Genomic DNA, 12,073 nt, shown 5'->3' on the forward strand with positions numbered 1-12,073 from the left:
GAGGCAGAACTCAGCAGAACAGCATTCGTTGTGGAGCGGGAAGCGCTGGCGATCAGAAGGAGGGGATGCTATGGGGAAGTTTCTGAAGAACATGACGATCGGACCTAAATTCGTCGTGTCCATATGCGGAGTGGCATTGGTGGTGACAGGGGTCGGCCTGTGGTTCGTCTACCAGCAGGAGCAGGCGAAAATTCTCGGGTTGCTGGACGCGCGCGGGAGGGTCATCGAAGCGCAGATCCAGATCATGCGCGCCTATATCGCCAAAAACTACGTCGCCAAGCTGAAGAACTCCAAGGCGGGCAAGGACATCCTTGTCGTGAAGGACCATGAATCCAACCCCAACGCGATCCCGTTCCCCGCGACCGCCACGCGAGAAATGGGGGAAGAAGCCTCGAAGGGAGGACTGTTCAGGACTCGACTGATCAGCCGAGAACCGCTCAATCCGGACAACGGACCGCGAGACGAGTTCGAAAGGCAGGCGATCCAGGCTATTATGAGCGGAGCCGAGAGTTACACAAAAGTCGAAGATGTCTCGGGGGTGCTTCTCTTCCGTCGTGCGACTCCGGACAAAGCGACCACGGCGGCCTGCATCGCGTGCCACCAAGGCAAGCAGGTCGGTGACGTGCTCGGCGTCTTGACCATCGGGATTCCGATGGCGTCCGCAAAGGCTGCCTCGGATGAATCGCTGGTTCGGACGAGCTTGGTGTTGGTTTCGGTCGTGTTGGGCGTGCTGGTCGTCGTGTATGTGCTTTTGCGGATATTCGTGCTGGCTCCGCTCGGCAACATGACCAAGATTTCCAAGGACATCGCGGAAGGGCAAGGCGACTTGACCAAGCGAGTGCCCGTCGAGGGGAGGGACGAGATCGCCCAATTGGGCGGGTACTTCAATGCGTTCATCGACAAGCTTCAAAAGATGATTGCGAAGGTCGCTCATGTCACCGACAAGGTCGCGTCCGCCTCCGCCGAGCTTTCGGCCACCGCCGAGGAAATCGCGAAAGGGGCAGAGACGTTGTCATCCCGCGCAACGCAAACAGCCACTGCCGTGGAAGAGATGAACGCCACCGTCGCGGAGGTTGCCCAGAACTCCAGTAAAGCGGCCGGCATCGCTCAAGAGACCGTCAAGACGGCCAAGGATGGGCGGGTGATCGTCGGAGAGACGATCTCGGGCATGAAACAACTTTCCGACGCCGTGGCGAACTCCGCGACCATCATCTCGGCCCTCGGCCGGTCGTCCGATCAAATCGGGCAGATCGTGCGGGTCATTGAGGACATTGCCGACCAGACGAATTTGTTGGCGTTGAACGCGGCGATCGAAGCGGCGCGAGCGGGTGAGCAAGGCCGTGGGTTTGCCGTCGTGGCGGATGAGGTCCGCAAGCTGGCGGAGCGCACGACCAAGGCGACCAAGGAGATCAGCAACATGATCCGCGAGATCCAACACAACACCAAGGGCGCAGTCGACTCGATGGAAGAAGGCACCCAGAAGGTGGCCGGCGGCGTCGATCTGGTGAACCGAACGGGCGAAGCCCTGTCTCGCATCGCGGAGATGGTCACGCAAAGCGCGGACATGATTCGGCAGATCGCCGTAGCATCAGAGGAGCAATCGGTCGCGACCCAGCAAATCGCGGGCGACATCGAAAACGTCGCGAAGGTGAGCAAGGAGTCCGCGGTAGGCGCCAACGAATCAGCGAAGGCGAGCCACGACCTCAGTCAGCTCGCGGCCGAGTTGCAAACCATCGTCAGCGGATTCAAGGTGTGATCACAGCGGGCGATCAGGGAGAGGAAGGCATGATGATCGACCAGACTGATCACCTGCCGTCGGCGGCCTCGTCGGCATCGAATGCGGACGTCGACCAAGAGGCCGGGGCGGGGGAAGAGCTCTGCCAGTTTGTGGCGTGCCGGATCGGAAGCGAAGAATTCGCGCTGGACGTGCTGAGCGTTCAGGAGATTAATCGCGTGGCCGAGATCACGCGGGTGCCGAAAGCGCCCTCCCATGTGGAGGGGGTGATCAATCTGCGAGGACGGATCATTCCGGTGCTGAACCTGCGCCGTCGTTTCGGGTTGCCGGACATCGAGCGGACTGCCCGCTCGCGAATCGTCGTGGTGTCGGTCCGGCAGCGCTTGGTCGGGTTGGCTGTGGATTCGGTGGAGGAAGTGTTGCGCATTCCGCGGAGCGCCATTGAACCGCCGCCGGCGGTCGGCACGGCGGCGGGAGCCGAGTACACTCAAGGCGTCGGCCGGGTCCACGATCGGCTCCTGATCGTGCTGGACTTGCCGCGGCTGCTGATGCCAGCCGAGCAGCCGGCGATGGACGCGGTCGTGCGATGATCAAAGCGGGAGCGGACCGGCGATGAGTTGCGTGCTTGTTCCGTTATCCTTGTTGAGCGGCCGAAAAGGCTGAGCGCCATGGACCTCGCCACCCTCATTGGGATCGTCGTCGCGCTCGGCTCGATCGTCGGCGGACAGGCACTGGAAGGAGGCCATATCGGTTCGATTCTTCAGTTGACGGCCTTCGTCATCGTGATCGGCGGCACGTGCGGCGCGGTCTGTGTTCAGCATCCGCTGCCGGTGGTGCTGAAAAGCCTCGGTCTGGCGAGGTTGGCGATCCAGGACGCCAAGCAGGACCATACGGGCGCCATCACGCAGATTCTGGACCTCGCCACCCTGTCCCGAAAGCAGGGTCTCTTGGCGCTTGAAAGCAAGCTGAAGGAGATCAAGGATCCGTTTTTTCGAAAGGGCGTGCAATTGATCGTAGACGGTACGGATCCGAAGGTGGTGCGTGACATCCTGGAGATCGAAGTGGAGCATCATCAAGAGGCGGGCCTGACGGCCGCCAAGGTGTGGGAGGCGGCGGGAGGCTATGCGCCGACGATCGGCATTCTGGGCGCTGTGCTGGGCTTGATCCACGTCATGGAAAACCTCGCCGATCCGTCGAAGCTCGGCGGCGGCATCGCCACCGCCTTCGTGGCCACGGTGTACGGCGTGGGATCGGCAAACCTGCTGTTTTTGCCTATCGCCAACAAGATCAAACTCAAGCTCAAGGAAGAGGCCGCCCTCCGCACCATGCTGATCACGGGCCTCGTCGGCCTGGCACAGGGAGAAAACCCTCGGCTGCTGCAGGAAAAACTAGCAAGCTACCTGCCGGAGCGTGACCGCGCGAAGGAAAAGACGTAACGCAACTCGAGAAGTGTGAAGCGTCTCTCGTGACGGTCTGACAAGCAGCGCCTCGCGAGATACGAGCGACGAGGGCCGAACGACGGATGGATCGATGGCCAAGAAGTCCAAACACGAAGAACACGAGAACCACGAGCGCTGGCTGGTGTCATACGCCGATTTCATCACTCTGCTCTTTGCGTTCTTTGTCGTGATGTACTCGGTCTCCGTGGTCAATGAAGGCCGGTTTCGGACCGTCAGCGAGTCGATCAAGGCCGCCCTCCACCCCATCGTGAGTCAACCGACGACGCCCCTGGCATTCAATATCGGAGAGTACAAGCCGGCGCTGGTCGCGCCGCGGCTGCCTGGCACCAAAGAACCTGTGATCCGGCGGCTGCGGGAAATTGTCAAGTCGATGCAGCCGGCCGCGCAGTTTGCGATTATTCATGTCATGGAACGTTCGGACGGAAACATCGTGATCTTCATCCCGGACCATGTTCTGTTCGCCAGCGGCGAGGCCGTCGTTCGCCCGGACGCCTTGCCGTTCCTTCGGGCACTGGCCGATGTATTGGTCGAGTTGGATCGCCCGGTCAAGGTGGAAGGCCATACGGACAACGTGCCGATCCGGACCGCTCAGTATCCCTCGAACTGGGAGCTGTCGGCGGCGCGGGCGGTCGTGGTCGTGCGGATCCTCACTGAACTCTACGGTGTGCCTCCTGCCCATGCGGCTGCGATCGGCTACGCCGACTCCCGGCCCATTGCCGACAACTCCACCGCCGAAGGCCGCGCGAAAAATCGCCGGGTGGAGATCGTGGTGCTCGAACAATCGGAGCAGATGGCCACATCGGGCGTCGGCGTGACGCGGGGGCCTTCAGTTTCCCCACCGGTGGCCGATAAAGGGGCTACGTAACCGCCGGCGGCGGTCTTGGTGGAAGAGACCAGGTGGCGGCCGCAGGATTCGTTCAACCAAGGAGCGTTCCGATGCACATTTCAACCCGTCACGTGTCAGGTGCCGTCATTTGCGATCTGAACGGAGACCTGACCTATGCGAACCGGCAGCCGTTCAAGGCTGCGGTCGACCAAGCGAGGCAGAGCGGATGCCAGCACTTGATCGTGAACCTCGAGAAGGTCCGATTTATCGACAGCTCGGGGCTGGGCCTGTTAGCCCTGGCGGCCACGTCATTCAGGGCCCTGCAACGACGCGTGAGCCTTCTCAAACCTCAGCAGTATGTTCGCGAGATCCTGACCCTGGCCAATCTGGCGACGATGATTCCGATCTATGATTCGGAGGAGGAGGCCCAGCGGGAGGCGTCTGCGCCTGTCCGGGCGTGAGCGATGAGGAACGCTTCCGGATTCGACGGCGATGTCGTCGCACCGGCGATGATGTGGCCGGGGTGCGCACCAGCGACGGCGACGATTGTCGTAGCGGATGATGACGCGGTGAGTCGCGTGGCGACGGCCGCCCGGCTTAGGCGGCTGGGACACCGGGTTCACGAAGCCGGCGACGGTCGGGCGGGGTTGGCGCTTATTGAAGGAGTCCGGCCCGATCTCGCTATCCTGGATTGGATGATGCCCGAACTCGACGGTCCCTCCGTCTGCGAAGCGGTTCGTCGCAATGGCTCGCTGAACGCCTGTTATTTGATTCTGCTCACAGCCCTTGACCAGCCGGAACAACTGGCTGAGGGATTGGCCCGCGGGGCTGACGACTTTTTGCCGAAGTCAGCCACCCACCACGAGCTGTTGGCCCGGATTCAGGCCGGCTTGCGGACCAGTCGGCTCATCCAGGATGTGGAAGCGGCTCATCGACTGCTCCAATCCGAGGTGGCCGCCGCAGGGCTGTACGTCCGGACATTGTTGCCGCGATCCGGTCAGCTCGGTGCAAGACTGACCTGCACCTGGATCTATCGACCATCTCTCGCCTTGGGCGGCGATCTGTTTATAGCTGAGCCCACATCCGGTGAAGTCATTTGGCTGGCGATGCTGGATGCATCGGGACACGGCGTCTCGGCCGCCCTGCGCGCGGCGGCGTTTTCGACTTTTTTGCGGCAGCAGGTGCGGTTGTCCCTCGCTAACTCCCCATCACCGGATACGATCCTGACGGAAGCTGGCCGCTGTTTTCCGTTGAGCGAGGAAGGATTTTATTTTACATGTTGGCTCGGCTGCTGGCGGGCCGACTGCGGCTCCGTTAGCTACGCGGCGGCTGGCCACGGCGGAGCGTTGCTGCTGCGCGGGAACGGTTCAATCGAGTGGCTGACCACGCCCTCTTTGCCGTTGGGGTTTCTGCACGGAGGTGGGTATGCAACCGCGGAAACTGCACTGGCTGTGGGCGATCGGTTGGTGCTCATGAGCGACGGTCTTTACGAAGCGCCGAGTCCATCGGGAATCCCGTGGGGACGGGATCGTTTGGCGGCAATTATCCAGGAGCATCGCCAAGACTCTCTCGAATCCTTCACCGCTCGGCTGGTGCATGCCGCCGAGACCTGGATGGGCGGAGCCGCTTTTCCCGACGACGTCGCGATGTTCGTCTGCGAGGTGAGCGGTGAGCGTGGTTCTCACCGAGGCGATGGCTCGGGAACAACCTGAGCATCGGCCCGGTCGCAGGAAAATCGGCTGGCGAACGGATTGAACCTGCTGCGCGGGGTTTCGTTTGGCCGCTGGGCGACCGGCAACTTCACCCTTCTCTCGGCATCATCGGGAATAAGCTCATTTCCACGGAGGAATGCTTATGACCGAAAGAATGAGTCCGTTTCAGGCTGAAGAGGCGGACGTCCCTGTCTGGGATGAAACGGAGGCGCTGGCCGGGGTTGATGGGGATCGGGACTTATTGAGAGAGCTGGCCGCTTTGTTCGTCAAACAAGGAACGAACGATTTGGACACGTTGCGCCGGGCCTGGGCCGAGCAAGATAGGGAGGCACTGGCCAAAGCGGCGCACCGGCTCAAAGGTGCTGTCCTGCAGTTCGCCGCGCATAAAGCCCATATGGCCTGTCGCCGGCTCGAAGAAGTCGCCCGGGGAGAGGGGGCGGCCGACCGATCACTCTGGACCAAGGTCGAAACGGAGGTGACGCGGCTCATTCAGGCGTTGCGCTCGTTCGCGGCAAGTGACGACAAGGAGAGAATAGCGTGAGTCACGGTGGTTGCGATCCGGCGATGATTACCATGGTTGCCTGCCTGGAGACCCGTGCACGGCTGCAAGAGACGGCGGAGGCGATGGGGATTTCGGTCGTGACCGCTTCCGATCCGGCGGTGGTGCGGGCCACCGCTGATGCGCTGACACCAGCCATGTTCTTCGTCGAAATTGTTCCCCCGGGCTGTGAAGCCCTGTCGTTGATCGAGGAACTGCGTGAGCGACATCCTTTCAGCCCGGTCATTGCGCTCGGGAGCGAGCCCGGAGACCGCGCGGCGCTCGACGCGATGAAAGCCGGAGCGCTAGAGTACGTGCTTACACCGGCGGCGAGCGAGGAGTTGCAACGAGCGATCCGGAGGGCCCAACGGGTCGGCTTGGCAGGACAGGACAACCCCCCGGCAGTCGAACGAATGGATTGCACGGTCGTCTGCCTTCCCGATCCGATGCTGGTGGAGTCCACGGTGGCCTGGGTGATTCAACACACCACCGTGCCTCTTCCTTCCGACCAGCAGATGCACCTTCGCACGGCGCTGCAGGAACTCCTGCTCAATGCCATCGAGCACGGGAGTCTGGAGATCTATTATCGAGAAAAGCAAGCGGCACTGGCTCGGGGAACCTACGATGAGTTGGTCGCCAGAAGGCGCTGCGATCCTCGGTTTGCTGGGCGACGGGTGATCGTTCGTTGGGTGTATGACAAGCGCGAGAAACTCCTGCGCTATTCCGTCATCGACGAAGGGCGAGGATTTCGATGGAAAAGCCTGCTCGGTCGTTCCCAGGAACCCTGTTCAACCGAAGATGCAAACGGCCGGGGGCTCTTCCTGGTGCAAGAGCTGTTTCCCAATCTCACGTACAACGAGCGAGGCAACGAAGTTACACTCGCCGTCCCATTGTTATGAAAGGGTGGCCAGCGGAAGAGGTGCCAGCCGCGTCTCCGAAGAAGAAAGCGAACGGGTGGAGCTGGCGAGAGGAATCGAACCTCCAACCGGCGGTTTACAAAACCGCTGCTCTGCCGATTGAGCTACGCCAGCTCACCAAAAGAAATCATCTCTCTCGCCGACCGTGGGGACGGGATCCGGCGCGGCGTACGAAAAAGTGTAGGGGATTTCGGCCGACCGTTCAACTGCGCAAACCTTGTGCGCCGGAGGCAGAGCTCTGAACCGGGGGATGATCCGTCCGGTTGCCGGAAATATCGACTTCTTTCGCGAGCGGGAGCCTGCGCGGTTGATCGGTTCGACACACCCGAGCAGTCTGTCAGACGCCGTCAGGAAGAGGCCTGATCGCAAGGGGGGAGGGAAGGCGGCGACGACCGTCCTTGTTGCTGCTCGCGGTAGCGGTTCAACGCACGCTCCAACACGCGGAGCGACTCATTGAGCAGGTCCGAGGCGCAGGTCAACGTGACGTGAAATTGCTGCATCGCTTCCTGCCATCGACCTTCCCGCTGAAGAGCTTGAAACCGTTTGTGCTGCTCGTCGAGGATGGCTTGCTTGGCGTCGAGAATCAAACTGTCTAAGGGGCTCACGAAACTCCTCCCTGCCGGGGCCGTGTAGACTTGAACGGTAGCAGAGTTGAAAGTCAAACCGCAAGGGATGACCGGTGAATTTCTTATACCGCTTAAGACCTAACAGCCATACCATTGGGGAGCATACAAGGCCGTGAACACTGCGGAGGCTGACCGGCTGCCTCAATGACTGTTCCTCAGTTTATCCGTTGCTGCCGCTTGACCCGACTTGTCCATTCGGTTTATCTTTCGCCCCGCGTGAATTTGATACACTGCCTGCACAAGGACATCCCAATGCGAAGGTCCGCCGCAGCACTGGTCTGTCTCCTGCTGTGGACGATGGTGGCCTGCAGCTCGGCGGAATGGGTCCACCCCAACAAACCGAAGGACGCCTTCGCCCAGGACTACAACAAATGCGAGGGCGACGCCCTCCGCGATCCCAAGCTTCAGCAAGGCATCCGCCTAATGCTCCTCGAAGCCACTGAACGGTGCCTCCGCAAAATGGGCTGGCAGTTGGTGGAGAAAGAATAACGCTGGCGGTCAGCTCACTCCGCTGCGCTTTCCAGCATCAACCCCTCCCGGGTAATCCCCCCCCCCTTCCATCCGCCAAGGGCGATCAACCAGCAGATGCGAGGCAAAGTTCTGGGAACCAATCGGCGCCGGCCTGAGAGTTAACATGTTTGTAACACCGCTGTTATCGGCGTGAAACCCGCTCCTGATAAATGATGAGGCAGAAAGAGGCCTTCGGATCCGCACTCAATGGAGAGCGGGATCCGCCATCAACGACACTTCAGGAGGTTGCGATGTCACAGTTCTGGTCACCTGGTTCTCTCCGGCGCAGGGTTTTCAGCCATCTTGCTCTTATGACAGCGGTTCTTGGTGCGACAACGTGGCTGAGTGAACCGACCTGGGGTCAGGAGAGACTGGTCGTTGGCTCAACGATCGAGCCGTACGCTCCTTCGGCCGAGCTCTCGGGCAGGCTGACGATCGCCGGGTCCGATACCATGCAGCCGTTGTTGAGCCGGCTGGCGGCCGAATTTATGCGTCGCCATCCCGACGTGAAAATTGGAGTGGAGGGAGGCGGCTCCAAAGGGGCGCTGAAGGAATTTGTGCTCGGCTACTCGCTTCAAGGGCGAGGCGACAAGGCGAGAGACGGTGGGCATGAAGGTGCGTCCAAACCGGCGCTTTTGGCGACGTCACGCGCACTCACGCCGGAGGAAATCAACCGGTTTACGTCCAAGTACGGTTATGAACCGCTGGCCATTCCAATTGCGATGGATGCGGTGGCCATTTTGGTGAACGCGGAGAATCCGATTCAGGGGCTGACCCTGGCGCAGGTGGACGCTATTTTCAGCGGCGCCCGCAAGCGCGGCTATCCCTCGGACATTGCCACGTGGGGGGATCTGGGGCTGAAAGGCGGCTGGGAACGCCAGCCGATTCGGCTCTATGGACGCGACGAGCGATCCGCGACGCGCGAATTTTTCATGCACGCCGCGCTCCGTGACGCGGAGCTCAAATCCGAAGTCCGAGAGCAGCCCGGGACCGCCTCGCTTATCTTGGCCTTGGCCAAAGATCCCCTTGGGATCGGCTATGCCGGGATGGGCTATCCCTCATCCATGGTCCGAATCGTCCCCTTAGCCGAGGACGACGGAAAGCCGTTTGTCGAGCCGACCACCGAATCGATCGCCAACGGCCGGTATCCACTCAGCCGATTTCTCTATCTTTACGTGAACAAGGCGCCCGACGCGAAGTTCGATCTTGTTACGCAGGAGTTTTTAAAATTCATCAACAGCCGTGACGGCCAGGAGGTGGTGCTTCGCGCCCGGTTTTTCCCTTTGACCAGCAGCCAAGTCGAAAAGAATTTGGCCGCGATCGTCGGAAGCCCCGTCACCGCCACGATTCCGCATGCCACCCAGTGATCGGGTTCACGTCATGCTCGCTTTTTCACGCGTTTCTGCTAGAGTGGGCACGTCATTCCGACCAAGCGGACCTGGTCTTCACGCATCAGGAAGAAAGAGGCGTTCCCATGCCCTGGATCGGCATACGCTCGGCTGTCAGCGCAGGGATGCTGTGTGTGATGGGCATCGGTTGCAGCAGCCTACCGCCGCCCCGTCCCGTCTATCAGGATCAATGGACTTCCATCCAGTTGCGGGTCGATGCGCAAGCCGGAGGCGGCCATACCCATCCGGCCTTGATCTCACCTGAACAGATGGCGGGAATTCTGGCCGGTATCAGGGTCCAGAAGCTGCAGGACCCGGTGTTTCGCTTGGTTACGGGAGAAAAGCCTGTCAGGCCGGCGTTCAGTGCGGAGGAGATTCGGGTGATTGCTCCGCAGCTTAGCCGGGCATTGGCGCTGGCCACTCCCGAGGAGATCGCGACCTTCTATCGACGCGTTTCCAGCGCCAACGTCGGGCTGGCTGTCACATCCGGTGGAGTGTTCGTCCGCGACGATCGTCTCTACCTCGTCCTAGCAAACTATCGCGCCCTTCCTTCCGATGTGATGAGACAGATCAACCCGGCTTATGAGTTGGATCCGCTGGACGCGCCGCTCTTGGCGCTGAGAGCCGGCGACTTCAAACTCTCGTTCTCGCCGCCGGAAGCGGAAGTGCATCTTCCGGGCGGGAACCGGGGCTGGAACTATCCGGATCCGGCCAAAGTCCTTGTGGTAGATCTCACTCTGGCTCAGAAACGCTCAGACCAATCCCCGCGCCCCCCACAGCCTTAGCCTCGCCGTATCAGATTGTGTCCCTGAAGGGCAGCTAGGCCGACCAAGACGCTCAGTTCCAGAACCACTGCGCCTGGATCCGGAAGAGGTTCCCAGTGAATTCTTCCTGTGGGAGCGTGTTCGTCAGGTGCACGCCGGGTCTGATCAAGGACGAGTGCAGACCCTCCTTATACATCCATTCCGCGACGAATCGCCAATGCGTATCGGGCTCCCAAACGAGGCCCACGTTAATCGTCTTGGACCGGCCGTCCACGCCTTGGATCGATTTGATGCCGCCGTAGTACTCGCCCCAGCGGAAGTAGCCGGTCAGCAATCCCACATCCGAATACCGCCACGTGTAATACGGCTGGACGTACCCGCCATAGAGATGGGATTCACGGATGAAGCCCTGGTCGTCCCGCTTCGGACCTCGACCGAGCGTGTACTCTGCCAACAATCCCCAAGGCTGCGGGGGGGTCCAGATGTACCAGGTCAACCGCTCATCGAGCGTTCGGCAGCTCGTCGCTGAGCCGTCTTGCCGCAGGTCCAGCGGACAGCGGGAGACAGGGTTGGAAGAAGGCAAGCTGATTGTAAAAATCCCGCGATAGGCAAACATGCCGGCTTCCAAGAGCCGGCCGTCGGGCAACTCAAACGGATGGGCCAAACGGATCCCGACATGTTTGTCCGAATTCAATTCCGGCTTATTTCTTCCTTGCCCGTTATAGACCATGATGCCGAAGTCGCCGTAGTCGCCGGGACCGTTGTGGTAAGTCGCCAACTCCGCATACCGTTGCTGGGAAATCTTCGGGCTCCAATAATAGGCCAGTCCCAGATCGCGCTCGCCCGGCGCGCCGCTCTGGATGGATTCGTGGCGGTCCAGCTCCTGCCGATTGCTGCTTGACCGGAGGGTATCGAAGGAATTCAGCGCGCGGTGCTGGCCGAATCGGAGACGGTGCTCTTTATCTTTGGTGATAAAGAAATCGGCAAACGCATCCACAATTTCGAGGTTAGATAATGCCTGTCCTGTCCCTTCGTAGGCCGGCTGGAAATAAAAGGCCAGCCGCTCCGAGATCTGCCCCTGAAAGACCATCCGGATTCGCCGGATGTAAAACGTATTCGGATCGGTCGTGGCGACCCGGTCTCCCAAGGGGATATCCATCATCGGATTATCGAGCAAGGCGTACCGATTCTGGATATAGCCGTTGATTCTGATCCGTTCATACCAGCGGGGACTGCTGATCATGCCGATATCCGAGCTTGTCTCTGCAGCCTTCTTCTCCTCCTGCGCCTTGATCCTGATCCAGTCGTCCATCGTGATAATGCCCTTTTCTAACAAGACATCTTCGAGCGGCGTCGGCTCCGCCTCTTTAAGATAGGTGCCGGCTTGCGAGGGCCGATCTGCGACCGGAACGGGGCCAATCGCCGAAGATGGCGTTCTCGGGCTGACATCCTTGGGGGTGAATTTGCCGGGTTCAGTAGGTTGCGCCCAGCCGATGTGGGGTGAAAACCACAGCATCGTCACGAGCATGACCGATGCGCACGATTTCGGTGACCGCGTCCGTAAGGTCATTCCACTTCCTCCTGTTGTATCGCGATG

General features: G+C 60.6%; 13 protein-coding genes and 1 tRNA gene. 11 read left to right on the forward strand and 3 right to left on the reverse strand.

Features of this window, described 5'->3' with window-relative positions; translation table 11 throughout:
- Positions 1 to 70: 70 nt before the first annotated feature.
- The 8 genes from ACWHTU_RS09165 (at position 71) to ACWHTU_RS09200 (ending at position 7,170) form a co-directional block, all read left to right on the forward strand.
- Positions 71 to 1,756 carry a methyl-accepting chemotaxis protein gene (locus ACWHTU_RS09165; RefSeq protein WP_447863219.1) on the forward strand — a complete coding sequence of 562 codons (1,686 nt, stop codon included), beginning with the start codon at positions 71 to 73 and terminating at the stop codon, positions 1,754 to 1,756.
- Positions 1,753 to 2,325, forward strand: coding sequence for a chemotaxis protein CheW (locus ACWHTU_RS09170; RefSeq protein WP_447863220.1), 573 nt, complete (start codon positions 1,753 to 1,755; stop codon positions 2,323 to 2,325). Before ACWHTU_RS09165 ends, ACWHTU_RS09170 begins: the two co-directional genes overlap by 4 nt.
- A 78-nt stretch (positions 2,326 to 2,403) precedes the next feature.
- Entirely contained in the window at positions 2,404 to 3,171 is a 768-nt protein-coding gene (locus tag ACWHTU_RS09175; RefSeq protein WP_447863221.1) for a flagellar motor protein, read from the forward strand.
- A gap of 94 nt (positions 3,172 to 3,265) precedes the next feature.
- A complete protein-coding gene (locus ACWHTU_RS09180; protein ID WP_447863222.1) occupies positions 3,266 to 4,060 on the forward strand; it encodes a flagellar motor protein MotB in 795 nt (264 codons plus the stop codon).
- 71 nt (positions 4,061 to 4,131) lie between these two features.
- On the forward strand, positions 4,132 to 4,482 hold the full coding sequence (locus ACWHTU_RS09185; RefSeq protein WP_447863223.1) for an STAS domain-containing protein: 351 nt from the start codon (positions 4,132 to 4,134) through the stop codon (positions 4,480 to 4,482).
- 3 nt (positions 4,483 to 4,485) lie between these two features.
- Entirely contained in the window at positions 4,486 to 5,733 is a 1,248-nt protein-coding gene (locus tag ACWHTU_RS09190; RefSeq protein WP_447863224.1) for a PP2C family protein-serine/threonine phosphatase, read from the forward strand.
- 142 nt (positions 5,734 to 5,875) lie between these two features.
- Positions 5,876 to 6,274, forward strand: a complete 399-nt coding sequence (locus tag ACWHTU_RS09195; RefSeq protein ID WP_447863225.1) for an Hpt domain-containing protein — start codon at positions 5,876 to 5,878, stop codon at positions 6,272 to 6,274.
- A complete protein-coding gene (locus ACWHTU_RS09200; protein WP_447863226.1) occupies positions 6,271 to 7,170 on the forward strand; it encodes an ATP-binding protein in 900 nt (299 codons plus the stop codon). The genes ACWHTU_RS09195 and ACWHTU_RS09200 overlap by 4 nt, the downstream gene beginning before the upstream one ends.
- Before the next feature lie 56 nt (positions 7,171 to 7,226).
- On the opposite strand, the gene ACWHTU_RS09205 is transcribed toward ACWHTU_RS09200, so the two are convergent.
- Positions 7,227 to 7,302, reverse strand: a tRNA-Thr gene (locus ACWHTU_RS09205).
- 233 nt (positions 7,303 to 7,535) lie between these two features.
- Complete coding sequence (locus ACWHTU_RS09210; RefSeq protein WP_447863227.1) at positions 7,536 to 7,793, reverse strand: hypothetical protein; 258 nt, start codon at positions 7,791 to 7,793, stop codon at positions 7,536 to 7,538.
- 273 nt (positions 7,794 to 8,066) lie between these two features.
- On the opposite strand from ACWHTU_RS09210, the gene ACWHTU_RS09215 reads away from it, so the two are divergent.
- From ACWHTU_RS09215 to ACWHTU_RS09225, 3 genes are all read left to right on the forward strand, one after another.
- Positions 8,067 to 8,303 carry a hypothetical protein gene (locus ACWHTU_RS09215; protein ID WP_447863228.1) on the forward strand — a complete coding sequence of 79 codons (237 nt, stop codon included), beginning with the start codon at positions 8,067 to 8,069 and terminating at the stop codon, positions 8,301 to 8,303.
- Positions 8,304 to 8,635: 332 nt separating this feature from the next.
- Positions 8,636 to 9,691, forward strand: a complete 1,056-nt coding sequence (locus ACWHTU_RS09220; RefSeq protein WP_447863229.1) for a PstS family phosphate ABC transporter substrate-binding protein — start codon at positions 8,636 to 8,638, stop codon at positions 9,689 to 9,691.
- Between the two features lie 107 nt (positions 9,692 to 9,798).
- Positions 9,799 to 10,497, forward strand: a complete 699-nt coding sequence (locus ACWHTU_RS09225; RefSeq protein WP_447863230.1) for a hypothetical protein — start codon at positions 9,799 to 9,801, stop codon at positions 10,495 to 10,497.
- 52 nt (positions 10,498 to 10,549) lie between these two features.
- On the opposite strand, the gene ACWHTU_RS09230 is transcribed toward ACWHTU_RS09225, so the two are convergent.
- The gene (locus tag ACWHTU_RS09230; RefSeq protein WP_447863231.1) at positions 10,550 to 12,046 is read right to left on the reverse strand and encodes a porin; all 1,497 of its coding nucleotides are present in this window, start codon (positions 12,044 to 12,046) and stop codon (positions 10,550 to 10,552) included.
- Between the last annotated feature and the right edge of the window lie 27 nt (positions 12,047 to 12,073).

Source organism: Nitrospira calida, from assembly GCF_976986435.1.